The organism is Paraeggerthella sp. (assembly GCF_048427265.1).
In the GTDB taxonomy this organism is placed as follows: Bacteria; Actinomycetota; Coriobacteriia; order Coriobacteriales; family Eggerthellaceae; genus Paraeggerthella; species Paraeggerthella hominis.
In genome coordinates this window covers 1-21,792 of sequence record NZ_DBFOSR010000020.1, presented here as the reverse complement: position 1 = coordinate 21,792, position 21,792 = coordinate 1, and the positions used below count along the sequence as shown (strand labels likewise).

Genomic DNA, 21,792 nt, shown 5'->3' with positions numbered 1-21,792 from the left:
GCAGGTCAGAGGCTTAAGAGCTTCTGACCTGTTTTTCGTTTGGGGTGATTCGCATGTCGACTTTCTTCTCGTAGAATCCTCCCATGACGGTCTCCTTCGGATAGGCTCGTCCTCCGAGGCTGCGGGGACCGGGGGATATGCAGCCTCATCGATGCGGGCAAGGCTGGTTGTTGGCCCATGGTCGCGGGATGGCTCCTGTCCGACCTCTCGGGCTTCTGGATGCATGCACGGGTCGTCGCGGCCAAGCCCCCCGCGCACATTGCGCTGCCCGCTCGCTAGGGCTCGGCCCGGTTCCGCCCCGCCCGCTCTCGGCCCGTCAGGACTGCGGGCCGGCGGGGGCGAGGGCCACGCGGTCCTTGCCTTCCTTAGCGCGGTAGAGGGCCTCGTCGGCGCGCGCTACAAGCTGCTCGATCCCGCCGGCTCCGCAGGCGCCGCCGATGCTGACCGACACCCGAAGGTCCGGGGTCTCGGGGAACCTCAGCGCCGCGACCTTGCGGCGCGCCTCCTCGAGCCTGCCGGCCAACGCCGCCGGGGGCATTCCTCGAAACGCTATGACGAACTCGTCTCCTCCGAGGCGGACGAGCGGGTCGGAGGGCCTGACGGACGAGGCCAGAGCGGATGCGATCTCCTTCAGGGCGTAGTCGCCCGCTGCATGGCCGAACGAGTCGTTGACCGACTTGAAGTCGTCGACGTCGACGAACGCCGCTGCGTCGAAGCCCTCGAGGCTCTTGATCTGCTCGTCGAAGTACCTCCTGTTGCATGCTCCGGTAAGCTGGTCGAGCCAAAGCCTTTTGCTGTAGGTTTCGACCATCTCGAGGAAGCGGCTTTTGCCGTTGGCGCCGAACAGGGCGTCTTCGCCCACTTTCCTCACGGTCTCGAGCACGTAGGGCGAGCCGTCGACCTCGACGTACGTGGACACGACGAAGAACGCCTCGTTGTCCGCGATCTCGAACTTGGACGCCTGCCCTTTGGACGAGAGCGCCCTTGCGGACGTGCAATCACGGCAACGCCTGCTCTTTCCCCAGATCGCGTGGCATCGTCCCTCGCACGCGACGAGCCTGCCGTCCTCTGACACGTCCCAGGCCTCGGCTGCCGATGCGTCGACAAGCCTGGCTACGTCGAACAGCTCCCGCAGACCGGCCATGAAGCCCGGCAGCTGGTTCTCGGTCAGTTTCATGGAGACCCCCTCTTTCCCGGATGAAGGCGCACGCGAGCCGTGCGGACGGCTGTTTCCTTTGCGCGCGCCGAGGCGACCGGCAAGCGATGGTGCACGGTTTTTGGATTCCCGCAACCTGCGGAAAGGGCGGCGCCCGTCGCTAGGCGATATAAGTTAGTCTTATCTAATTAAAGTAGTTCCAAGGTAGTCGAAGCTCGGTTCACGCTGGGCGGATCCATGAATTCTCCATCGTGAAGGCATGAAGGGCCCGTCTTTGCAGCCCGTTCGCGGCGAGGGGAACCCCCTTCAGCCCGAAACCGGGTCCGAGTTCGGGCGAAAGAGCCTCGACGGGACGCGCCCTGCCTGTCTGTGCAGCCCGTCGCGGGAGTTCGCTTTCCCTGACTTTTTTGCCGATCGCGCTGCTCGAGTTGTGATATTCTCAATTAAGAATATATCAGTTAAAGAATAATTAGACAAAATCGAAAGAGGCGATATGGACGATATCCTGCCGAACGCCGCGCTCCTCGAGCGTTCACACGCATACTGGTCGCAACGGGCGGAGGAGTACTCGGCGCTGCATGCGGCGTCCCGCCACGAGGCCCTTCGCGATGCTCTCCGCGCTCTTCTGCGCGATCTCATGCCACACGTCGAGGAGCGCCCCCTGCGCGCGCTCGACGCGGGCTGCGGCTCGGGCTTCATGTCCCTCATCCTGGCCGAGCTGGGATGCGATGTGACGGCCGTCGATTTCTCCGAGGATATGCTGGCCGAGGCGGCCCGCAACGTCGCGCGCGCAGGCGCTTCGGGCATCGAGCTCGTTCATGCCGACGTTCAGCATCTCTCCTTCGACGAGGGCTCCTTCGACTTCGCTGTCTCGCGCAACGTGCTGTGGGTGCTGCCCGATGCGGCCGCCGCCTACGCGGGTATCTTCCGCGCGCTCGGGCCGGGCGGCGTGCTCGTGAACCTCGACGCGAACTACGGGCGGGCCTTCAACGCGGCCGCCGAGGCGGGGGAGGAGCCCGTGCATCCCACGCAGAGCGCCGCGCAGCTGCGCGAGCGCAACGCCATCGCCGCCGATCTGCCGGTCACGCGCGCGCAGCGGCCGGCCTGGGACGCGGGCGTGCTGCTCGGCTTGGGCGCGCAGGAGGTGCGGTGCATCCGGGACGCGGAGCGCTTGCTCGGCATCGACGGCGGCGACCGCTTCTCGGCGCGAGCGAGCGCGAGCGAGCGCGCCGCGCTGTTCGTCGTGAGCGCGCGCAAGTGACGCAAGGCCTCTCGACCGGCGAAAGCCGGCTGAACGCATAAAAGTGCAGGCAACCTCCAAACGAAAGTAGGAAAACCATGGAAATGCTCTCTCGTCGCACGTTCCTGAAGGGCGTGCTCGTAGGCATCGGAAGCGCGGCGGCCTTCGGCTTCGCCGGCTGCTCGGGCGCATCGCAGGGCGACGCCTCCGGCGACGTCGGCGCCAAGACCGCCGAGGCTCCGTCGCAGCAAGATTGGACCTTCGAGGACCAAGCTGGCAACACGGTGACCGTCGGCGTGCCCGTGCAGCGCATGGTGGTCATGCAGCATCACTCCCTCGACATGCTCGCCCAGCTGGGCCAGCAGGGCAAGGTGGTGGGCGTCGAGAAGAACTGGGAAGGCGACCTCGGCTCCTACATGCGCGACGTGTTCCCCGGCATCGACGATCTGCCCGCCCCGGGCGACTTGACGGACTGGAGCGTCGAGGCCATCGCTGCCCTCAAGCCCGACGTGGTGATCGCTGCGTCGCAGGCCAACCCCGACGCGATGAAGCAGGTGACCGACCTGGGCATTCCCGTGGTCGTGGTTTCGCTGCGAGGAGAGGGCAAGCAGGCCGAGGCCCAGAACCCTCGCCTCGCCGACGCCGACGCCGCCTACACGGAGGGCTGCCAGTGGGCCATTTCCACGCTGGGCCGTCTGACCGGCACCGAGCAGAAGGCCTCCGACATCTGGAAGATGTGCCTGGAGAGCCGGGCCATCGTCGACCGCGCCATAGGCAAGATGGACGATGCCGACCGCGTCCGCGTATTCGTCGCCAACGAGAAGGAGAAGACCTACGGCAACGACAAGTACGTGGGCTGCCAGCTTCTGCGCGCCGGCGCGAAGAACGTGGCCGCCGAGGCCATCCAGGGCTACAAGCCCTACACGTTCGAGATGCTGGCTTCGTGGGACCCCGAAGTCATCATCGTCCAGGACCGCTACATGGACGTCTACGACGCCGTCACCACCGATCCGAGGTACCGGGAGCTCTCTGCGGTGAAGAACGGCAAGGTGCTGCTGGCGCCGTACTGGACGAAGCCGTGGGGCAATCCCGATACCGATTCCATCGCCTTGGGCGAACTGTGGCTGGCCAACCGGTTCTATCCGGAGAAGGTGAGCGCCGACACGGTGCGCGAGTACGCCGAGCGGTTCTACCGCGACTTCTACGGCGTCGAGTTCGCGGGCACCGTGTAAGCGTGCGCGCTGCGAAAGCAAAGGCCGGCAGCGGCCTCGACGCGGTGACGGCGGCGGCGCTCGTTGCGCTGCCGCTCGTTTTCGCGACGGGGTCGCTTGCGCTGGGCGCCTACGCCGTCGACCCGATCGAAGTGTGCCGGATCCTGCTCGCGCGCATCGTCGGGCGGGATCTTGGCGCGGATGCGATGGCGGCGAACCTCGTGTGGGAGGTTCGCGTGCCCCGCGTGCTGGCGGCTGCCGTGGTGGGCGCCGGCCTGTCGGTCACGGGCGCCATGTTCCAAGGGCTGTTCAAGAACCCGCTGGCAGCGCCTGATACTCTCGGCGTCTCGAACGGCGCGGGCTTCGGCGCGGCGCTGGCCATCGTGGCGGGGCTGTCGGGCTTCGGCACGCAGGTCGGGGCCATTGCGTTCGGCTTGGCGGCCGTGGCGCTGGCCTTCGCCATCGTGGCGCGGGGCCGCGCGTCCACGGTGACGCTTATCCTGTCGGGCATGCTCGTCGGCTCCCTGTTCTCGTCGCTCGTGTCGCTGCTCAAATTCGTGGCCGACCCCACCGAGAAGCTGCCGCAGATCGTCTACTGGCTCATGGGGTCGCTGTCGGGCGTGGGCTACGACGCCCTTTCGGGCGTGCTGCCGCCGTACCTTGCGTTCATGGGCGTGCTGTTCCTGTTCCGCTGGAGGGCGAACGTGTTGAGCATGGGCGACGCGGAGGCGCGCTCGTTCGGTATCGACGTGGCGCGCGACCGCGGCATCATCATCGCGTCGTGCTCGGTGGTGACCGCGCTCACGGTGAGCCTGTCGGGCATCATCGGCTGGGTGGGCATCGTGGTGCCGCATCTGGCTCGCATGCTGGTGGGGCCCGATTTCCGACGGCTCCTGCCGGCCTCTGCGTCGCTGGGCATGTGCTACCTCATCGCGATCGACGACCTGTGCCGCACGGTTTCCGCGTTCGAGATTCCCATCGGCGTGATCACGGGCATCATCGGCGCGCCCATGTTCCTGTACTTCATCTACCGCAGAAAGGTCGCATGGTAGTGCGCATAGACATCGACAACCTGAGATTCTCCTACGGCAGGGGTCGGCCGGTCATCGACGGCTTGTCCCTGACGTACGAGTCGCCCGACGTGTTGTGCATCCTCGGCTCGAACGGCGCGGGGAAGAGCACGCTTCTGCAGTGCGTCGTCGGCGCGCTCGAGCCCGCGGGCGGCACGGTGCTCATCGACGGCAGGCCCGTGGGGTCGTATGCGCCGCGCGACCTCGCGCGGCGCATGGCTTACATCCCGCAGGCGCACGCCCCGACCTTCGAGTACCCGGTCGTCGACGTGGTGGCCATGGGGCGCACGTCCGCCATCGGGAGGTTCTCCTCTCCGGGCGCGGCGGACGAGGCCGCGGCGCTCGAGAAGCTGGACTTCCTCGGCATCGCGCATCTGAGCGCCGAGCCGTACACGCGGATCTCGGGAGGCGAGCGCCAGCTCGTGATGATCGCGTCGGCCTTGGCCCAGGAGCCCGAGGCGCTCGTGCTCGACGAGCCGACGGCGCACCTCGACTTCGGCAACCAGCACCGCTTCCTCAAGCTGGTGGAGCAGCTGCGCGCGCAGGGCATGGGCGTGATCATGACCACGCACTTTCCGGACCACGCGCTCAGCCTGGGGGGTTCGACTGCCATCATGGACGGCGGCGTCGTAAGCCATGCGGGGCCCGCGCACGAGGTGGTCACCGCTGCAAGCATGCGCGCCCTTTACGGCATCGAGGCGAGCATCGAGAGCGTCGGTGGGAGGAGGGTCTGCATCCCCGGGCCCGTGAAGGGCCCGTAGAGCTTGGCTGCTGCACGGCGCGCTTGCGCTCGGCCTCCTCTGGTTTTTCCGGTTCGCAGGGCAGGGCGGTCGCTCTACGGTTATGATAGGCGCGGAGTTCAAGAAGGAGGCGCACCCGTCATGCAAACCATGTATTTCGCCGGAGGCTGTCTGTGGGGCGTTCAGGCATATATGAAGACCTTGCCGGGCGTCGTCGAAACGGAAGCGGGCCGCGCAAACGGCAGCACCGACACGCTCGACGGTCCCTACGACGGGTACGCGGAATGCGTCAGGACCGTCTTCGACGAGCGCGTCGTATCCGTTCCTCGGCTTATGGGGTACTTCTTCGAGATCATCGATCCGTACAGCTTGAACAAGCAGGGGATCGACGTCGGCAAGAAGTACCGTACCGGCGTGTACAGCGAGGATCCTCGCCATCTTGATGAAGCAAGGGCCTTCATCGAAGCGCGCGACGATGCGGCGAGGATCGTCGTCGAGGTGGAGCCGTTGTCGAGGTACGTCAGAAGCGCCGACGAGCATCAGGACAGGCTCGATCGATGCCCGGACGATTACTGCCATATTCCCGTCGAGCTGCTGGCCAAGCACAAGCGAGTTGTTCCCTAGCGCTCGCTTTGCCTTCGCGTGGAATGGCGCGCGCTCGCGCGTCGCGGAGCTAGCTTGATTAGCGGGATCGATGCGATTCGCGCCCGTAAAATACGCGACAGGGTGCGCAGCGCGCGAAAAACCGTCGACTCCGCGCGGTTTCTTTGGCAGCGTTGGTTTACCATGGGAACCGCACCGCGGATATGCGGATGCCGGCTAGGGAAGCGCATCGGTCCAACGACGGGCCAAGCGTCAGCTGTTTCGCGTATCGAAGGGGGAGCCAGGTGAGGCGAGGGATTCTCATGCGGACCAACGTCTTGGTCTGCTTGATCATCGTCGGGGGATTCGTCGTCACGTCTGCGCTGAGCTACCAGGCCAACTACGGAGCCTCCCTTCAAAACATCGAGCAAGTGTCCCGCCTTGCGTCGGGCAGCATGTACCACCAGCTCAACACCACGTTTTCGAAGCCGCTCAACGTGTCGCTCACCATGGCGAACGACAGCCTGCTCAAACTTCTGCTCTCCGAAGAGCGCGACCGCGAGGACGATCCTAGCTACGATGAGACGATCCGAACCTACCTGGGGGAGTACCACGAGCTGTACGGCTACGAATCCGTGTTCCTGGTGTCGGCGGATACCGGGCGTTACTACAGCTATACCGGGTCGGATCGCACGATGAATCCTGAAGATCCTGCCAACGATTGGTATTACGACCTGTTGAAAAGCGGCGAAGCCTACGCGGCGAACGTGGATAACGACGACGCAGCGAACGGCGAAGTCACCCTGTTCGCGAACTGCGTGATCCGCGATGCGCAAGGCAACGCGCTCGGCGTCGTTGGCGTGGGCATGCGCATCGAGCATCTGCAATCGCTTTTCAGGCAGTACCACGACGACTTCGGCGTGGACGCCTACCTTGTAGACGCCGCGGGCACGGTGGAAGTGTCCGCGAACCACGACGTCGGGGAGAACCTGAACTACTTCGACGTGCATCCGTTCACGGAGGAGCAGAAGGCGGAGCTGACGAGCTGGGATTCCGCAACCGAATCTCTCGGGTTCTGGGCGGGTGAGAACTCGGGCGTCATCCCGGTGGAATCCGACTACGTGGTCGCGCGCTTCTTGCCCGATGCCGGCTGGCATTTGGTTGTCGAAAGGGACACGAGCGAGCTTTTGACGGATCTGCGCTTGCAGCTTGCCGAGACGCTTGCCGTGATCGTCCTCATCGTGGGCGTCATCTTGTTCGTCATCACGTCGGTCATCCGCAACTTCAACCGCAAGATCGTGAACCTGACGCAGTCGATCGAGCGAGAGCGCCGAACCGCGTTCGAGAAAGCCACGCAGCACCTGTTCGAAGACATCTACGAGCTGGACGTGACGAACGACCGCCCTGCGAACGAAGCGGCCGAAGATTATTTCGAAAGCCTGGGCGCGCCTCGAGGCGCTTCGTTCAGCGAAGGGCTGGCCATCATTGCGGAGAGGCAGATCAAAGAGGAATTCCGCGACGGCTACCTGAACACGTTCTCTCCTGACAAGGTGCTCGAAGCGTACGAGGCCGGGCGCGAGGAGCTGCGCTACGAGTGCATGATATCGAGCGGCGGGGAGTACTACTGGCTGCGCATCACGGGGCGCATCGTGAAAAACGACGAAGACGGCGCGGTGCACATGCTGGTGTATCGCCAGAACGTCAACGCCGAGAAGCTGCGCGAGGGCCACATGCGCCGCCTTGCGATGACGGACGAGATGACGGGGCTGTACACCAAGTCTGCGACGGAGCGCGTCATAGGGCAGGCGCTCGAAGAGGATCGTGCGGGCCTGTTCGCGTTCTTCATCTTCGATATCGACGTGTTCAAGCAGGCGAACGACCGGTTCGGCCACGCCTTCGGCGACACGGTCATCAAGTCCTTCACCGGCTCCATCCGCTCGGCGTTCAGGAAAGACGACGTCATCGGCCGTATCGGCGGCGACGAGTTCGTGGCGTTCGCCTCCGTGCCCGACGAGGCGTGGGCCAGGAGGAAGGCCGAGGAGCTTTCGCGCGAGCTGGATCGCGACCATGCCAGCAACGGTAAGACGTGGCACATGTCGGCGAGCATCGGCATCGCGTTCGCCCCTCGCGACGGCTCGGACTTCGATACGCTGTACAAGCACGCCGACCAGGCTTTGTACCGCACGAAGGAGAAGGGTCGAAACGGGTTGACGGTGTACGGGGAGGACTAGGCCGCGCCGATTCCGATCGCCGCGTCGCAGCGGCAACGATTCCATAACGACGGGGTTACCTTTAACCGCTTGACGGGCGGTCGCCCCCTGCCTTTCCTATGCTTATGGTGCAGTCGATGGAAAGGAGCGATCATGAGCATCATCGTGTGGGTAGTCATCGGCGGACTGGCGGGTTGGATTGCAAGCCTCATCATGAAAACCGACGGAGGCTTTCTCAAGAACATCGTTACCGGAGTGGTGGGCGCGCTCGTCGGCGGGTTCCTCATGGACTTCCTCGGGCAAGCGGGGTTCACCGGCCTCAACGTGTGGTCGTTCGTCGTCGCGCTGATTGGGTCCATCGTTCTTTTGGCGGCGATCAACCTGATCACGGGAAAGAGGTCATAGCAAAAGCACGGCCCGCCTCGCAGAGCGGGCGGGCCGCATGCGCGGGGCTTGCCGCCCTACGGAAAGGCAACCTCCGCATTCCCGATCGTGACCGACGCCACCTCTTCAAGGTTGAGGAAGGCATCGAACATGAACGTCTTGCTGCATGCCGTGGCCGAGCCCTGCTCGCGCATGCTGCTTGCGGCGTTGGACGCGTCGATCGACGTTCCGTCCTTCAGGCGCACCGTCATCCTCACGTCGCGGAATCGATCCAGTTCCTCGGACCGCATTGCGGGATCCTGCTCGAAAGCGCCCCCGCCTTGCCCGATCGTCCCTTGCACCGTGTAGTCCACGGCAAGCGAAAGGGGAGAAAGGGAGATCGCCTCGACGGTGGCGTCCATGCCGTCGACGTCGAGCGCCTGCCCGGCGGGCAGGGCGACGGATGTGTCCTCGTAGTCGATGGCGAACTTCATTTTCCACGTCCCTTCGGCCACCATTCGCCTGTCGCCTTCCGGACCGAGCGCGCAGAGATCGCTCAGCTCGACGTGCGCCGTCTTGCCCGCGATGGTGCCGTCGGAGGTGTTCACGGTCATTCGCTGCACGAATCGAAGGGCGTTGTCGGCGGGATCGGGATCGTGGAAGCTGGAGCTGCCTCCGCTTCCCGTAAAGCCCGGTACATGCAGCATGGAGCCGTTTTCGAACCAGAGCGGCAGCAGACCGTTTTCGAGAGGCTCGATGCCTTCGAACGCCGTGCCGTCGTCCTTCTCGACGCGAAACACCAGCGCGTAGCTGCGCGCATCCCCTACGATCGCCTCGGCCGTGATGGTAATGCCGTTCGTCGTGGCGCTTACGCCAATCGGACGCCCTATCTTGTCGATCACCTCGGTTTGCGCAGGAGGCCCCCCGAACACGTCGTCGAACACGTCTTCCATGCTCGAAAGCGCGCCGGACGCGTACGCGCCGCCGCAGATCGCAGCCGTCAAGCACGCGGCAGCCGCTACGGCGACGATCGTCCGGCGGGTTCGCTTTCCACCGGGTTGCGCCGAGGCTGCGAAGGCGCGCTTCCCCGAACGCTCGGGTTCTTCGCAGGCGGCCGCGAGGTTGCGTGCCAAGTGCGCTTTCTCGTTGTCGGAGAATCGCAGGTCGTCCAGTGCGCGTCGAAGCTCATCGTTCATCGGATTCCTCCTTCAACATGGCGCGCAGCTTCGCGCGGCCGCGGCTTGCGTGCGCCGCTACGGCCGACTCGCTGCGTCCGGTCATCTCGGCTATCTCTTTCAGGGAGTATCCCTCGTAGTAATGCAGGTAGATGGCTTCGCGGTAGTTCTGCGGCAGCCGCATGACCTGGTCGAGCACGTTGCTTTCGGGCGGTTCGGGCGCGGGCGGGTCCGCCATCTCGTCAAGCGGCGCCGACGTTCGCCGAAACCCGCTGCGCAGCACGTCTTTGCAGGCGTTCGCCGCGGCGCGAATCACCCAGGACCTCTCGTGCTCGGCGCTTTCGAAGGGATCCGTGCGGCTCATGAGCTTGAACAGCACGTTTTGGCAGATGTCCTCGGCGTCGTGCGTGGATTTCAGGTACGTGTAGCTCAACCTCAGGATAAGGTCCGCGTACGCGTCCACTAGCCGTTCGGCTTCGGCTTGCGCCGGCCGTCTTTTGTCCATGATCCGGTTCGCTTCCTGTCGTGTGGGGCCCGATCGTCGCCGGGCGGCAGCGCTGCTTCACCGACAATACGAACGAGATGCGCGAATCCTGACACCCGCGCGAAAGATTTCGAGAAGACGCGCCGAGGATTCCGTGCTCCCGAAGGGTTTAAGAGAACTCCCAGAAATCCTGCATGAGCTCTTTGCGGTTCGCTTTGCCCGTCTTGCGCAGAATATGGTGCATGTGCACCTTCACGGTACCGGGCGCCAGGCTCATGGCGGTGGCGATGTTCTGGTTGTCTTTTCCCAAGAGCACCAGCCGCAAAACCTCTTCCTCGCGTTTGGACAGGTTGCGCGCGGCGCTGTACGCGCCCAGGTTGTGCTCGATGAACGCTTGAAGCGAGTCTCCGCCTTGCGTGGGCGGGTCGGCATGGCGCAGCGAAAGGTTCTTCCATGATCCGCGGCATGCCACGAACGCACAGCAAAGAACCAGCAGGTTTTCTGCGAAGTTGCGTTGCGGCAGGAAGGGGAACAGCCCGTCGGCCACCATGCTCGGTCCGATGACCAGCAGGAAGGTGACGTTTTCCAGCAGCACGAGCGTCACCAGGATCCACAGCGCAAGGTAGAGCTTGCGAAACCGGCGCATGCGAAGGCGCAGCACCTCGTCCTGCGCGCCCACGTACATCACGGCAACGTAGGCCAGCATCCAGTACATCATCAGCTCGCGCATGCTGTAGAAGAGGAACTCCTGGACGTTCCCTTCTTCGACCAACAGCAGCACCGCGATGCTTCCCAGCACGAAGGCGGCTCCCGGAATCCATTGCGCGAACAGCCGGCGCTCCTCGATGTACTCGCACACCACCAGCCAAAAAGCCATCAACGCTCCGCCTCCGATGACGATGGACGCGGCGGGGCTGCCGATGAAAAACGGCGTGGACAGCACGTCGGCGGCGCAGCGCATCATGAAGTCGTCCTGAAAGACCAAGGCGACGTCGAAGAAGTAGAACAGGAAGCCGAAGAACGCGTACAGCAGCGCTTTCGTCCGCGAAACCAAATACGAGGCAAGACACGCCGCCGCCGTCAGAATCACGGCAAGCAGCACGAACAGCGTGTAGTAGAAAAGCACGAGACCCATGTCCATAAAGCGTTCTCCATCGTCGGCCACCTCGGTCGAGCAGAATGGCAACAGTATAGGCTATGCCGCAACGCTGCGCGCGCAAACTCCCGCTGCATCAGCCCTGATCGAGCATCGTCCTTTGGGTGTATTACCGAATTATACCCGCCTATATCCCCGCGTTATACCTGTTCGGATGAGCGCCGACGGTACATCATGTGCCGCAGCAAGGTCCAATGCCTACGAAAGGGGTCCCCATGTCGACGGAAGCGACTGCACCCGCCCGATCCGTCGGGCAGCGCGAGGGAAAGCCGAAGAAGAGCCGCAAGCTCAGCTTTCCCACCGCGTTCACCATCCTGTTCGCGCTCACTATTGTTGCGGTAGCTGCAACGTGGTTCGTGCCCGCGGGCCAGTACGCGAAGCTCGCGTACAACGCGGATGACAACGTGCTGCAGATCACCAGTCCTCAGAAGCAGGTTACGGAAGTGGCTGCCACGCAAGAGGAGCTTGACAAGATCGGCGTGAACATCGACATCGAGCAATTCACGTCGGGCGCGCTATCCAAGCCCATTTCCGTTCCGGGCACTTACGAACAGCTCGAACAGCAGCCTAAGGGCATCGCCGACATCACGGTGAGCATGGTGTCGGGAACCATCGAAGCGGCGGACATCATGGTGTTCATCCTGGTGCTCGGCGGCCTTATCGGCGTGGTCAACGCCAGCGGTGCTTTCGAATCGGGTCTCATGGCTCTCACCAAGAAGACGAAGGGACGCGAGTTTCTGCTCGTGTTCTTGGTGAGCGTTCTCATGGTGCTCGGCGGCACCACCTGCGGTTTGGAGGAGGAGGCCGTCGCCTTCTACCCGATCCTCGTGCCCATATTCCTGGCGCTCGGCTACGACTCCATCATCTGCGTGGGCGCCATCTTCTTGGCCGGGTCGATGGGAACGACGTTCTCGACCATCAACCCGTTCTCGGTCGTTATCGCATCGAACGCGGCGGGCATCAACTTCACGCAGGGCATCGAATGGCGCGTGGCGGGCTGCATCGTGGGCGCGCTCGTGGTCATCGGCTACCTGTATTGGTACAGCCGCAAGATCAAGGCCGACCCTACGTTTTCCTACACGTACGAAGATCGTGAGAAGTTCGCGCAGCTTTACAACGTGGAAGCGGGCGAGACCGAAGAGGCCAAGGAAAGCGGGTTCACGCTTCGCAAGAAGACCATCCTGGTGCTGTTCGTGATAGCGTTTCCCATCATGGTGTGGGGCGTCGTCAGCCAAGGCTGGTGGTTCCCCCAGATGGCGGCCTCGTTCTTGGCGATCGCCATCATTATCATGTTCCTTTCCGGCATAGCCGAGAAGCAGGTGGTTGACGCCTTCATCAACGGAGCGTCCAGCTTGGTGGGCGTGTCGCTGATCATCGGCCTGGCGCGCGGAATCAACCTCATCATGGAGCAGGGGCTCATCTCCGATACCCTTCTGCACTGGTCTTCGGGCTTGGTGCAGGGCATGCAGGGGCCCGTGTTCATCATCGTCATGATGCTCGTGTTCTTCTTCCTGGGCTTCGTGGTTCCCTCGTCGTCGGGTCTTGCGGTTCTGTCCATGCCCATCATGGCGCCGCTGGCCGACACCGTGGGCATCCCTCGCTCGGTGGTCGTGTGCGCCTACCAGTGGGGCCAGTACGCCATGCTCTACCTTGCGCCAACGGGCTTGGTGCTGGCAACGCTTACCATGCTGGACATGAAGTACTCGAAGTGGCTGAAGTTCGTGTGGCCCATGGTGGTGTTCGTGCTCGTGTTCGGCGGCATCCTGCTGGTTGCGCAGGTCCTCATGTACAGCGCGTGATCCAACGCACATCCGCGGGCGCTTCGCAACTGTCGGACAACGGTACGCGCGCCCGATATTCGTCACGGCCCGGCAGCGTTTCGCCGGGCCGTTTTCCTGCGCTCGGCCGGGTTGTCGGACAAAGTTCGTTCCCGTATACTGATGCCTGCTCGGGATGACCCGAGACTCGATGCGTCGAGCCCTTTCGAGGAAGCTCCGCAGCCGAGATCCCGTTAGCCGGGACAACCCGGAACGTTTATCGACCACGTATACGCCCAGATCGTCCGGGCGTATACGTGGTCGTTTTATCGAAAGCGACGAGCACCTATGAGCAAGACCGTACATGAATCGGGCGCGGAGGCGCCCTCGCTCTGCGAAAGCGCCGGATCGGCGGATCGCAAGATCGACCGCATGGGCACCGAGAGCACGTTCAAGCTGCTCCTGGAGTTTTCCGTGCCTGCCGTGGTGGGCGTCATCGTGCAGATGCTCTACAACGTCATCGACGCGGTGTACGTGGGCCATGCCGTGGGCGCGGACGGCCTTGCCGCCACCACGGTGGCAACCCCGATGATGACCGCCATGGTGGCGGCTTCCATGTTGGTGGGCGTCGGCGGCAACGCGCTTGCCGCCATCAGGCTGGGGGAGGGCCGAAAAGACGTCGCCCGACAGGTGCTGGGGAACAGTTTCGTGCTCCTGCTGATCGCGGCTGCGGTGCTCTGGATCGTGGCGCCGTTCGCGCTCGAGCCGGTCTTGCGCTACTCCGGCGCCGATGACGCCGTTTTGCCTCTGGCGATGGACTTCATGGTAGTTATCGTGGCGGGCTGCCCCCTTCAGTTCATCGCGTTCGGCATGAACAACTTCATCCGCACTGCCGGGCATCCGAACCGTGCGCTTGGATCCATGCTGGTGGGCACCGGCGCGAACGTGGTTTTCGGCTACCTGTTCATTGTTGTCTTGGATGGAGGCATGCGCGGCGCGGGCCTTGCCACCGTGTGCTCGTGGGCTCTGTCGGCCCTGTTCGTCATGCAGTTCTTCTTGAAGAAGAGCTCGCCCATGCCCATGACCGTGCCGTCCCTCAAGCTTCGGCCTCGGCTCGCCCTGCGCATTTGCGCGCTCGGCGTGGCCCCCTCCGTCATGCAGCTGGGCTTCGCCGTGTCGTCGGCCGTCGAGAACAACCTGCTCGTGTTCTACGGCGCTTCCGACCCTCTGGGCGTGGACGGTGCGCTGGCCATCATGCGCGTGCTTTCCGCCGTGGGGCTGTTCACGTTCATGCCGGCTATGGGCATTGCCATGGGCGCGCAGCCCATCATCGGGTACAACTACGGCGCGCGCAAGTTCAAGCGCATGAAGCGCGTGCTGGGGCAGGCCATTCTCATGGGCGTGGTCATCACCGTGCCGCTGTGGCTGACCGTCATCGTTGCGCCGAACATGTACGCCCATCTGTTCGGCCTGCCGGAAGCCTACCTGTCCGAAACCGCGTGGGCGCTTGTGCTGTACCTGGTGTTCGTTCCCATCTTGCCTGTTCAGGCTATTGGTTCGAACTACTTCGATGCAACGGGGCAAGCCGTGAAGGCCACCGTGCTCACGTTGACGCGCCAGATACTGTTTTTGATACCGCTGCTGGTGTTTTGTCCGGTATTCCTTCCGTCCGTGCTGCCGATCACCCCGCTGGAAAGCGTTTGGTTCGCGCCGTCTTTGTCGGACATCACCTCGACGTTGCTGGTGTCGCTGTTCCTGTTCTTCGAGATGAAGAGGCTGCGCACGCTGGAAGGGTAGGGGGTTTTCAGGGGGCGGGCGCCCCGTGCGGCTCCCTGAAACCGTTCGCCTAAGACGTGTTGCCGCTTGCGCTGTCGCCGTTTTCCCAAAACGCCCTTTTACCGAGCAAACGCCCCCGACGCGGCCCTAGATACGACCTCCCTGCTTTTCTTTGATAGAGTGCTAGGCAAGCGACACGGGTCGCTTTTATTGTTCGCAAGCAATCGGTAAAGGTGAAGGGGGAAGTTACGTGGCTATGCTCGGGTTTTTAATCCTTTTCCCGCTGGTTGTTGCAGGCGTCCTGTTGGTCGTGCGCAACAATCGAGCGAGAAATGTGATTGTGGGAGCCTCGGCCCTGGTCATCGGACTGGTGTCCGTGTGGCTGGTGGTGGCCTACCTAGGAGCTCCGTGGATAACGTACGAATTCTACTCGCCCGTGGCGGATTACGCGTGCATGGCGATCAGCGTGCTTATCGCGGTCGTCATCTTGTACTTCGGCATCAAGTACAAGAACGTGTGGGCATGCGTCCTGGCCGGTGTGCAGGTGGTCGGGTCGCTCGTGTTCGAGTTCGGGTTCGCCCATGACATCTTGGTGACCGAAGGTTTGTACCTCGACTCGCTGTCGCTGCTCATGGCGTTCATCATCGGCGTGGTGGGCTCCGGCATCTGCGTGTACGCGCTCGGGTACATGGAAGACTTCCAGGCGCATGAGCCTGAAGGCGCCAAGGACCGCCGACCGATGTTCTTCGCGCTCATGTTCGCCTTCTTGTCCGCCATGTTCCTGATCGTGTTCTCGAACAACATGATGTGGGTGTTCACGGGCTGGGAGATCACCACGGTGTGCTCGTTCTTGCTCATTGGGTTCACCCGTACCGAAGAGGCTATCAAGAACGCGTTTCGCCAGATCATCATGAACCTTCTGGGTGGCATCGCCTTCTTGGTGGCGCTGTTCGTCATGGCGATCCAGTTCCAGACGCTGTCGTTTTTGGAGTTCTTGCAGATCGGCATCCAGAACCCTGCGATGGTGGCCCTGCCGGTGACCGCGCTTGCGTTCGCGGGCCTTACCAAGGCCGCTCAAATGCCGTTCCACACCTGGCTTCTGGGCGCTATGGTGGCGCCTACGCCCACCTCGGCGCTGCTGCACTCGTCCACCATGGTGAAGGCCGGCGTGTTCATGCTCATCAAGCTGGCTCCCATCATGATGGCATGCCCCGTTCCGGCGGTCATGGTCATCCTCGTGGGCGGCTTCACGTTCCTGTTCTGCTCGTGCATGGCCATTTCGCAGAGCAACGCCAAGCGCGTGCTGGCGTATTCGACCATCGCCAACCTGGGCCTGATCGTGGCGTGCGCCGGCGTCGGCACCCCCGAGGCCGTGTGGGCCGCATCGTTTCTGGTGCTGTTCCATGCTATTGCGAAATCGCTGCTGTTCCTGTGCGTCGGCACCGCCGAGCACCACATCGGCAGCCGCGACATCGAGGACATGGACCTTCTGTTCGAGCGCATGCCCCGCTTGGCGCGCTTCATGATGCTGGGCATCATGGTCATGTTCATCGCTCCGTTCGGCATGCTCATCGCCAAATGGGCAACGCTCGTGTCGTTCGCCGAAACCGGCCAGGTGGCGCTCATCATCATCTTGGCGTTCGGCTCGGCCGCCACGTTCATGTTCTGGGCGAAATGGCTGGGCAAGCTTTCCGGCATTGCCGCGCAGCCTGAGAACGTCGAGGTCAGCGTGCATAAGAGCGAGTGGGTTTCCATCATGGTCATGGCCGTGCTCGTCATCCTGTGCTGCGTGGGCCTGCCCGTGATCTCCTGGACCGTCATCGATCCGTACGTCTACAGCGTGTTCGGGACCATCGGCCAGGACATTTCCACCACGAACCTGTGGATCGGCTCCATCCTGTCGGCGCTCGTGGTCGTGGTGCTGTTCGCGGGCCTGGGTCGCAGCAAGGCCAAGAAGGCCGACATCTACCTTGCCGGCGTGAGCCGCGACAACGAGGCGCGCACGTTCCGCAACTCGCTGTCGGGCGAATCCACGGCAACCGCGCGCAACTGGTACATGGAGGACTACTTCGGCGAGAAGCGCCTCTCTCCGGTTGGCACCGCGCTGTGCACCGTCGTCATCATCGTGGCGTTCGCGGCTTCGGCCGTGGCCGTTCCGGGACTGTTCTAGGAAAGGGTGTGATTCGACATGTCTTTGCTTTTCGTTCTCATCGGCACCCTTGCCTTCGCCATTCTGGCTCCCATCCTGGGCTGTCTGCTCGCGGGCCTCGACCGTAAGATCTCGGCGCGCATGCAGGGACGCGTAGGCCCTCCGCTGCTTCAGCCGTACTACGACGTGCGCAAGCTCATCGAGAAGGACAACGTGTCCGTCAACTCCACCGAGGGCACGTACGTGACCTGCGCTCTCGTGTTCACGCTCATCGCCGGCGGCATCTTCTTCTCCGGCGGCAACCTGCTGATGAGCGTGTTCGTGATAACGCTGTCGGCCCTGTTCTTCATCGTGGCCGCGTACTCCACGCGCAGCCCCTATGCCGAAATCGGCGCGGGTCGCGAGATGCTGCAGGTCATGGCGTACGAGCCCATGATCCTGTTCATGGCCGTGGCGTTCTTCATGTCCACCAGCCTGATCGGTCCCATCGGCACGTTCAGCTCGGCCGGCGCCCTGCTGCTCGACGCGCCCGTCATCACGAATATATGGCTTGTGTTCCTGGGCTTCCTGTTCGTGCTGACCATCAAGTTGCGCAAGTCTCCGTTCGACCTGTCGTACTCCCACCATGCCCACCAGGAGATCGTCAAGGGCATCACCACCGAGATGAGCGGCAAGACGCTTGCCAAGGTCGAGGTCATGCACTGGTGCGAGAACATCCTGTTCCTGGGTTGGACCGGCCTGTTCTTCGTCTGGAGCAACCCGCTGTCCATCCTGCTCGCGGTGGTCGTGGCCCTGCTCGTGTACTTCCTGGAGATCTGGATCGACAACAACTTCGCCCGTGTGAAGTGGCAGTTCATGCTCAAGTCGGCTTGGATCGTGGCCTTCGTGGCGGGCGGCGTGAACATCGCGGTCCTGGCGTACCTGTAAAGGAGCTGCAGCTATGACGTATGCAACCAAATCACCCTGGGTCATCCACTACGACGGCTCCAGCTGCAACGGCTGCGACATCGAAGTGCTGGCCGCGCTCTGCCCGGGCTACGATGTCGAGCGCTTCGGCATCATCAACACCGGCAATCCCAAGCACGCCGACATCTTCCTTGTCACCGGCAGCGTGAACGAGCAGAACATCAAGGTAGTGCAAGAGATCTACGACCAGATGATCGAGCCGAAGGTGGTCATCGCCTGCGGCATCTGCGCGTGCTCTGCGGGCATCTTCCATGACTGCTACAACGTGATCGGCGGCGTTGACCAGGCCATTCCGGTTGACGTGTACGCACCGGGCTGCGCTGTGCGCCCCGAAGCCATCATCGACGCCGTGGTGCAGGGCCTGGGTATCCTGGAAGAGAAGTCCAAGGCGCTCCAGGCGCAGAAGAAGGGGGCGTGACATGACGCTTGCAACCGAGTTCATCCCGTTGACCGTCGAGGGCCTGCCCGCCCTCGCGGCCGAGAAGAAGGCCGAAGGCTGGCGCTTCGTGCAGCTGCTGGCAGTGAACACCGATGACGGCATCGACCTCATCTACTCCTTCATGAAGGACAGCCTGCTGGTCAACTACGAGATCAAGGGCGTGCAGAAGGGCACGGTCGTTCCCAGCATCACCGACCAGTTCCTGGCCGCGTTCGTGTTCGAGAACGAGACGCACGACCTGTTCGGCGTGGACATCAAGGGCATCGCCATCGATTTCGGCGGCAACTTCTACGCCGTTTCGCAGAAGGAGCCCATGACCATCATCTCGCCCGAGCAGAAAGCTGCGCGCGAGAAGGCTGCGAAGATCGCGGCCGCGAAAGCCGCCAAGGAGAAGGCGGCGGCGGGGGACAAGCCTGCTGCCGACGATGCGGCGGCCATGGAGGCCAAGCTGGCCGGGATGGATCCCGAAAAAGCCGCGAAGGTGCGCGCCGCCATGGAGGCCAAGGCCAAGAAGGAAGCTGCAGCCAAGCAGGCTGCAGCCGAAGACAAGTTGAAGGACCTCGATCCCGAAAAGGCCGCTAAGGTCAAGGCGGCGCTCGAGGCCAAGGCTGCGCGCGAGAAGGCGAAAGCCGACGCCGAGGCAGCGGGAAAGGAAGGTGAGTAGCATGGGAAAGGCGACCGTCATCCCGTTCGGACCGCAGCACCCGGTGCTGCCCGAGCCGCTGCACCTCGATTTGGTGGTGGAGGACGAAACCGTTATCGAGGCGATCCCTCAGATCGGCTTCATCCACCGCGGTCTTGAGAAGCTCGTCGAAACGCGCGACTACAACCAGTTCATCTACGTGGCCGAGCGCATCTGCGGCATCTGCGCCTTCGGGCATTCCATGGGCTACGCCGAAACCGTCGAGAAGCTCATGGGCGTCGAGATTCCCACGCGCGCCGAGTACCTGCGCGTCATCTGGCACGAGCTGAGCCGAATCCACTCGCACGTGCTGTGGATGGGCCTTGCCGCCGACGCATTCGGCTTCGAGAGCCTGTTCATGCACTGCTGGCGCTTGCGCGAGCGCGTGCTCGACGTGTTCGAGAAGACCACCGGCGGCCGCGTCATCTTCTCGGTCGTCAAGGTGGGCGGCGTGGTCCGCGACATCGACGACGCCCAGTTCGCCGAGATGCGTCGCGTGCTCGAAGGCATCAAGGACGACTACGCGCAGCTGTGCAACGCGTTCCTCAAAGACACGTCGGTGAAGAACCGCACCGTGGGCGTGGGCTACATCAGCCACGAGGACGCCCTTGCGCAGAGCATGGTGGGCCCCTTCGCCCGCGCATCCAACGTCAACTACGACGCTCGCATGCTCGGTGGCGGCGGGTACAGGTACCTGTCCGATTTCCAGCCTATTCTGGACGGCCAGGGCGATTGCTACGCGCGAGTCAAGGTGCGCGCGCTCGAAGTGCTGCAGTCCATCGACATCATCGAGGAGATGATCGCCAAGATTCCCGCGGGCGAGATCGCCGTCGACGTGAAGGGCGCCCCGGCGGCCGGGTCGCAAGCGGCCAACGTGGTGGAGCAACCGCGCGGAGAATGCTACTACTATGCGCGCGGCAACGGCTCGAAGAACCTGGAGCGCATGCGCATGCGCACGCCAACGTCGCAGAACCTGGCCGGCATGACCACGGCACTCGCGGGCTGCGACCTGGCGGACGTGAACATGATCGTGCTGACCATCGACCCCTGCATCAGCTGCACGGAAAGGTAGGAGGGACCATGGGAAGCTTCAAGCTTGGAAAGATGACCCTCGGGGGGTTGTTCAAGCAGCCCGAGACCATCCAGTACCCGGTTCAGACCAAAACGCCGCCGCCGGGACTCAAGGGGCATGTGGCCAACGACGTGGCGAACTGCATCCTGTGCGGCATCTGCCAGAAGCGCTGCCCGTGCGGCGCCATCACGGTGGACAAGCCCGGCCGCACGTGGACCATCGACCGCTTCCGCTGCGTGCAGTGCGGCAGCTGCGTGCGCGAGTGCCCGAAGGACTGCCTGACGATGGAGCCTTCGTATGCTCCGCCGGCGGCCAAAAAGCACGTGGACGCCTTCGAGGTGCCCGACACCAAGAAGACGGCGTAGCGTCGAAACCAAGGCGAAACGTTCGAACATGAGGAGCCGCATCGGAAACGATGCGGCTCCTTTGTCAAAACGGACGAGTTTTGCTGGTCCTCGAACCAGGATAATAGCAGGCGGCAAGCTTTTGACCAGGCATGATGAAAAACGCCTTGCGCGAAGCTGCTCCGTTCGGGCGAAAAACCGCCGCAAAACTCGTCCGTTTTGACATGGGAAGCCGTCGCTTCGCCCATTATCCCAGCGAACGTCGATACCGGCTTTGCACCGGCGCTCGTGGACCTCTGCCCGGCAGCGCCTGATGGAAAACCTGTCGAAGCGCGAAACCCTGCGAGGGCCTGAATGAAACCTGCTAAAATGATCCAGTGAATTCAAAGGAAAAGCCGGGCTGCCTTAAACGCGCCCGGTTTTTGTTGAAGCGCGATCGGCAAGCGACGAGGGAAGAGGATATGGCGAAACGCAGCGAGGAAGCAACGATCGAGGACGTGCAGGTTTCTGACAAGATATTCACCGTGCCGAACGTCATATCGTTCATCCGGCTATGTCTCGTCCCCGTTTTCTTCGTCCTGCTCATGAATGGCTACAACCTGGTAGCCACGCTGCTGTACGCCCTGGCCGCCGGCACCGACTGGGTCGACGGGCAGATCGCCCGTCGCACGAACCAGGTGTCGAAGCTTGGCCAGCTGCTCGACCCCGCCGTCGACCGCATCCTCATGATATCGGGCGTTTTGGGCCTGTTCTTGGTGGGCCGCCTTCCCTTGTGGATCATCCTCGTGGTAATCGTGCGCGACCTGTTTCTTCTTGTTGGAGGCGCGTGTCTCATCAAGCGTTTCCGTATTCGCGTCGCGGTCGTCTATCCCGGCAAGGTTGCTACCACGCTTTTGTTCATCGGGTTCGCCGGCTTGCTTTTGAACTGGCCTTTGCTGCCCGGCCTGGGAATCGTCGACGTCGCCTGGTTGCCCGGATTCAACGCCGACGCCTGCTCGTGGGGCATCTGGTTCGTGTACGCCGGCCTTGTCCTGGCGTTAGCTACCACGGCTTACTACATCGCGTCGGCGCTTCGGCAGCTGCGCGAGGCCAAAGGCGCAACGCCGGAGGGCGGACGATAGCGGATGGATCGACGTACGCCCAGAGAACCAGCGCGCAGGCAGGGAGGCGCTCCAAGGCAGCCGCGTCCGAATCGCGCACCCGATCGCCGCGAGGCTTCC

At 63.1% G+C, this 21,792-nt stretch carries 20 protein-coding genes; 16 read left to right on the top strand and 4 right to left on the bottom strand.

Annotated features, from left to right (window positions below; translation table 11 throughout):
* Nucleotides 1-316: 316 nt before the first annotated feature.
* Entirely contained in the window at nucleotides 317-1,177 is an 861-nt protein-coding gene (locus ACMNI9_RS02005; RefSeq protein WP_418830653.1) for a GGDEF domain-containing protein, read from the bottom strand.
* 472 nt (nucleotides 1,178-1,649) lie between these two features.
* On the opposite strand from ACMNI9_RS02005, the gene ACMNI9_RS02000 reads away from it, so the two are divergent.
* The 7 genes from ACMNI9_RS02000 to ACMNI9_RS01970 all read left to right on the top strand — a co-directional run bounded on the left by ACMNI9_RS02000 (nucleotide 1,650) and on the right by ACMNI9_RS01970 (nucleotide 8,614).
* On the top strand, nucleotides 1,650-2,417 hold the full coding sequence (locus ACMNI9_RS02000; RefSeq protein ID WP_418830651.1) for a class I SAM-dependent methyltransferase: 768 nt from the start codon (nucleotides 1,650-1,652) through the stop codon (nucleotides 2,415-2,417).
* Nucleotides 2,418-2,494: 77 nt separating this feature from the next.
* Nucleotides 2,495-3,628, top strand: a complete 1,134-nt coding sequence (locus ACMNI9_RS01995) for an ABC transporter substrate-binding protein (protein ID WP_220149549.1) — start codon at nucleotides 2,495-2,497, stop codon at nucleotides 3,626-3,628.
* A 2-nt stretch (nucleotides 3,629-3,630) separates the two neighbouring features.
* A complete protein-coding gene (locus ACMNI9_RS01990; protein WP_418830648.1) occupies nucleotides 3,631-4,659 on the top strand; it encodes a FecCD family ABC transporter permease in 1,029 nt (342 codons plus the stop codon).
* A complete protein-coding gene (locus ACMNI9_RS01985; protein WP_220149551.1) occupies nucleotides 4,653-5,438 on the top strand; it encodes an ABC transporter ATP-binding protein in 786 nt (261 codons plus the stop codon). Before ACMNI9_RS01990 ends, ACMNI9_RS01985 begins: the two co-directional genes overlap by 7 nt.
* A gap of 120 nt (nucleotides 5,439-5,558) precedes the next feature.
* On the top strand, nucleotides 5,559-6,041 hold the full coding sequence (locus tag ACMNI9_RS01980; protein WP_418830645.1) for a peptide-methionine (S)-S-oxide reductase: 483 nt from the start codon (nucleotides 5,559-5,561) through the stop codon (nucleotides 6,039-6,041).
* Nucleotides 6,042-6,322: 281 nt separating this feature from the next.
* Entirely contained in the window at nucleotides 6,323-8,230 is a 1,908-nt protein-coding gene (locus tag ACMNI9_RS01975; protein ID WP_418830642.1) for a diguanylate cyclase, read from the top strand.
* Between the two features lie 132 nt (nucleotides 8,231-8,362).
* On the top strand, nucleotides 8,363-8,614 hold the full coding sequence (locus ACMNI9_RS01970; protein ID WP_418830639.1) for a GlsB/YeaQ/YmgE family stress response membrane protein: 252 nt from the start codon (nucleotides 8,363-8,365) through the stop codon (nucleotides 8,612-8,614).
* Nucleotides 8,615-8,670: 56 nt separating this feature from the next.
* Here the strand turns inward: ACMNI9_RS01970 and ACMNI9_RS01965 are convergent, their stop codons facing one another.
* The 3 genes from ACMNI9_RS01965 to ACMNI9_RS01955 all read right to left on the bottom strand — a co-directional run bounded on the left by ACMNI9_RS01965 (nucleotide 8,671) and on the right by ACMNI9_RS01955 (nucleotide 11,372).
* On the bottom strand, nucleotides 8,671-9,768 hold the full coding sequence (locus tag ACMNI9_RS01965; protein WP_418830637.1) for a DUF4179 domain-containing protein: 1,098 nt from the start codon (nucleotides 9,766-9,768) through the stop codon (nucleotides 8,671-8,673).
* The gene (locus ACMNI9_RS01960; RefSeq protein WP_114566065.1) at nucleotides 9,758-10,252 is read right to left on the bottom strand and encodes an RNA polymerase sigma factor; all 495 of its coding nucleotides are present in this window, start codon (nucleotides 10,250-10,252) and stop codon (nucleotides 9,758-9,760) included. Before ACMNI9_RS01960 ends, ACMNI9_RS01965 begins: the two co-directional genes overlap by 11 nt.
* 148 nt (nucleotides 10,253-10,400) lie before the next feature.
* On the bottom strand, nucleotides 10,401-11,372 hold the full coding sequence (locus tag ACMNI9_RS01955) for a LuxR C-terminal-related transcriptional regulator (RefSeq protein WP_418830635.1): 972 nt from the start codon (nucleotides 11,370-11,372) through the stop codon (nucleotides 10,401-10,403).
* Nucleotides 11,373-11,602: 230 nt separating this feature from the next.
* Between ACMNI9_RS01955 and ACMNI9_RS01950 the strand changes: the two genes are divergently transcribed.
* The 9 genes from ACMNI9_RS01950 to ACMNI9_RS01910 all read left to right on the top strand — a co-directional run bounded on the left by ACMNI9_RS01950 (nucleotide 11,603) and on the right by ACMNI9_RS01910 (nucleotide 21,693).
* Nucleotides 11,603-13,186, top strand: coding sequence for a YfcC family protein (locus tag ACMNI9_RS01950; RefSeq protein ID WP_114566067.1), 1,584 nt, complete (start codon nucleotides 11,603-11,605; stop codon nucleotides 13,184-13,186).
* A gap of 306 nt (nucleotides 13,187-13,492) precedes the next feature.
* Nucleotides 13,493-14,941, top strand: a complete 1,449-nt coding sequence (locus ACMNI9_RS01945; RefSeq protein ID WP_225749146.1) for an MATE family efflux transporter — start codon at nucleotides 13,493-13,495, stop codon at nucleotides 14,939-14,941.
* A 313-nt stretch (nucleotides 14,942-15,254) separates the two neighbouring features.
* A complete protein-coding gene (locus tag ACMNI9_RS01940; protein WP_418830631.1) occupies nucleotides 15,255-17,090 on the top strand; it encodes an NADH-quinone oxidoreductase subunit L in 1,836 nt (611 codons plus the stop codon).
* Nucleotides 17,091-17,108: 18 nt separating this feature from the next.
* A complete protein-coding gene (locus ACMNI9_RS01935) occupies nucleotides 17,109-17,996 on the top strand; it encodes an NADH-quinone oxidoreductase subunit H (RefSeq protein ID WP_114566070.1) in 888 nt (295 codons plus the stop codon).
* Nucleotides 17,997-18,009: 13 nt separating this feature from the next.
* Nucleotides 18,010-18,453 carry an NADH-quinone oxidoreductase subunit B family protein gene (locus ACMNI9_RS01930; RefSeq protein ID WP_114566071.1) on the top strand — a complete coding sequence of 148 codons (444 nt, stop codon included), beginning with the start codon at nucleotides 18,010-18,012 and terminating at the stop codon, nucleotides 18,451-18,453.
* Between the two features lies 1 nt (nucleotide 18,454).
* Nucleotides 18,455-19,138 carry an NADH-quinone oxidoreductase subunit C gene (locus ACMNI9_RS01925; protein ID WP_216528491.1) on the top strand — a complete coding sequence of 228 codons (684 nt, stop codon included), beginning with the start codon at nucleotides 18,455-18,457 and terminating at the stop codon, nucleotides 19,136-19,138.
* A gap of 1 nt (nucleotide 19,139) precedes the next feature.
* Nucleotides 19,140-20,228 (top strand): nickel-dependent hydrogenase large subunit, encoded by a 1,089-nt coding sequence (locus ACMNI9_RS01920; protein WP_114566073.1) that lies wholly within the window; start codon nucleotides 19,140-19,142, stop codon nucleotides 20,226-20,228.
* A gap of 8 nt (nucleotides 20,229-20,236) precedes the next feature.
* Nucleotides 20,237-20,593 carry a 4Fe-4S dicluster domain-containing protein gene (locus ACMNI9_RS01915; protein WP_114566074.1) on the top strand — a complete coding sequence of 119 codons (357 nt, stop codon included), beginning with the start codon at nucleotides 20,237-20,239 and terminating at the stop codon, nucleotides 20,591-20,593.
* A 440-nt stretch (nucleotides 20,594-21,033) separates the two neighbouring features.
* Nucleotides 21,034-21,693 (top strand): CDP-alcohol phosphatidyltransferase family protein, encoded by a 660-nt coding sequence (locus ACMNI9_RS01910; RefSeq protein ID WP_114566134.1) that lies wholly within the window; start codon nucleotides 21,034-21,036, stop codon nucleotides 21,691-21,693.
* The last annotated feature ends 99 nt before the right edge of the window (nucleotides 21,694-21,792 follow it).